Source organism: Sulfurihydrogenibium yellowstonense SS-5 (genome assembly GCF_000173615.1).
Taxonomy (GTDB): domain Bacteria; phylum Aquificota; class Aquificia; order Aquificales; family Hydrogenothermaceae; genus Sulfurihydrogenibium; species Sulfurihydrogenibium yellowstonense.
In genome coordinates, this window is sequence record NZ_ABZS01000208.1 from 1 (window position 1) to 2,473 (window position 2,473).

2 protein-coding genes and 1 pseudogene are annotated in these 2,473 nt (G+C 30.0%); all 3 read left to right on the forward strand.

Going from position 1 to position 2,473, the window contains the following annotated elements:
* Nucleotides 1-1,199, forward strand: a 1,199-nt coding sequence (locus SULYE_RS08470; protein WP_043989318.1) for a tetratricopeptide repeat protein, incomplete at its 5' end; no start/stop codon positions are given.
* Nucleotides 1,200-1,247: 48 nt separating this feature from the next.
* Nucleotides 1,248-2,105, forward strand: a complete 858-nt coding sequence (locus tag SULYE_RS07600; RefSeq protein WP_007548152.1) for a flagellin N-terminal helical domain-containing protein — start codon at nt 1,248-1,250, stop codon at nt 2,103-2,105.
* A gap of 117 nt (nt 2,106-2,222) precedes the next feature.
* Nucleotides 2,223-2,473: pseudogene (locus SULYE_RS07605) on the forward strand (flagellar protein FlaG); the annotation flags it as partial.

Genomic DNA, 2,473 nt, shown 5'->3' on the forward strand with positions numbered 1-2,473 from the left:
TTAAAAGAATATTATTATTGGTTCATGAAAATCCTGTAATAGAAGGGATTGGCGTTATTTACAAAAATACAGACATAAACGGACAAGTAAAAGGATATTCAAGTACTGTTCATATTCATAGAAAAAAACCAGAGCTTGTATGGGAAGGCAAAATTCACGAAAGAGTTGTGAATAAAAACACCGGAACAATAACTATTCCACCATTTTCCGTTTACGTTTTACATCATGGATATGCAGATTTAAAAACACAGCTTTGTAAAGCCAAAAGAAATTTAAAACTCATCTTTGGAGAATTAAGAGGGCTGAAATCTAATCAAAAAGAATACTACCTGAATATTTTTTATGTTTTACAATCCTATCTTATTCTTTCTGCTGATAAAAATGGAAAAAAATATCTAAGAAAAAGTCTGAGATATATAAACAAGTTTTTAGAAAATAAAGATATTATTGAAAATGACAGTACATTCAAAATACATTTTTATGCTTATGCATCACAAATATATAAACGATTAAATCAGACAGATAAAGCCATAGAGCTAATCGATGAAGGGCTTAAATTGAAAGAGTTTTATCCTGACTTTCATTATTTAAAGTATGAAATCTATAAAGAAAGAAAGGAAATGGAAAAAGCAATAGAAGAGGGAATTAAATTTTTACAAAGCGTTGATAGATATGGAAATAAAGTTATTACAGACTATGTATTTATGAAAGATAATGTTTTAAATGAATTGGTAAATATGATTAATTTAGAAGAAATTAAAGAGGAAATAATCCAAAAAATAAAAGAAATATACAAAAAACATAGAGGTTTATACATTAACAGACTCTTGTTTTACTTAATAAAGGACAAAAGCAGAAAAGAAGCAGAAAAAATAATTTTAAAATCTGCAATTTTATACAATTCAGACCAAGCATATGCGGATATTGGATTATTGGCTTTAGAAAACAATGAACTTGAAAAAGCAAAAGAGTATTTTATAAAAGCCTTAGACATAAATCCGTTTAACACTCAAGCCAATAAGTATTTGTATGAGATTTCAATTAAAGAGAACAATTTAAATAAAGCTTTTGAGTATCTTAAAAATTATGTTTTATATTCAAAAGATACAAAATATCTGACAAATTTAATAGAAGTATCTGACAAATTAGGCTTTTCTGAATTTTCAAAAAAATTAAAAGAAAGACTAAAAAATTTTTAAAAACTCACGATAATAAAATTGAAAATAAATTTATAGGAGGTAAAAATCATGGCACTAAGAATTAACTACAACTACTCAGCAGACTTCACATTGGTCAATCTTAACCAAACAGAATTGCAACAAAACAAATCCTTAGAAAGATTATCTACAGGATTTAGAATTAACAGAGCAGCAGACGATGCAGCAGGCTACTTCATAGCTAACCAATTAAAACAATACGCAGCATCATTGCAGCAAGGAACAAGAAACGCTAACGACGGAATCAGTATATCTCAAATCGCACAAGGGGCATTGAAAGAAGTTTACAACATCTTAGTTGATATTAAAAGTAAAGTTATTCAAGCAGCTAACACATCCGATGATACTTCAAGAGGACAGATACAGCAGGATATTAACAGCTTAGCAGATGCTATAGCTAAAATATTTAAAGATACTGAATTTAATGGAATAAACTTGTTTAGTGGAGCAGGACCAACTACTTTCACAATCCATTATGGTGGAAGAATAGGCCAAGAATTAGTAATGACAACAGCATCTGCTACAGTACAAGTTGGCACAGGAACAAATACCCCATCTACAGTTGCAATTGGTGGAACTGACTATGCAATCGACGTAACATCTCAAACCGCAGCTAACGCATCAGTATCAACTGTAGATGCTTTAATTAAAGCAGTAGATGATATGGCAGCTAAATTTGGTTCATACCAAATAGAGCTTGAAAAAATCATATCTAACAACGAAACAGCAAGAGTTAACACATCGGAAGCTGAAAGCAGAATCAGAAACGTAGACATGGCTAATGAAATGGCTAACTTTACAAAACTCCAAATCTTAATGCAATCTGGTACAGCAATGCTCGCTCAAGCTAACGCTAAAAATCAATTAGTATTACAATTATTAAGATAATAAATATTAAGCCCGGGTAAAATCCCGGGTTTTTTAAAGTTCCAGGCTCCAAGATATAGGTATAAAAAATACAAATATTTTGGAGCTTGGAGCTGGTTTATTAGGAGGTGATCAGACATGAATATCAATAACATTAGTCTTTCCTTGAATGATATAAATCAGAACGTCCAGCATATAAATCAAGATAGAAGACCCGAAAATATTGATAATTCTCAAACTTCAACCGCTATCAATATACAAAAGTCTGCAAATACAGACCAAAATCAGCTTGAAAATCAGTTAAAAGATTCTATAAAAAATACAGAAGAGTTAAAAAGAATTCTACAAGAGCTACAAAATAAGATTAGTTATTTAAATAAATCTCTTAA

What these genes read in the sequence shown, in the direction of transcription:
- SULYE_RS07600 (WP_007548152.1), top strand. Translation starts at nt 1,248, where the DNA reads ATGGCACTAAGAATTAACTACAACTACTCAGCAGACTTCACATTGGTC.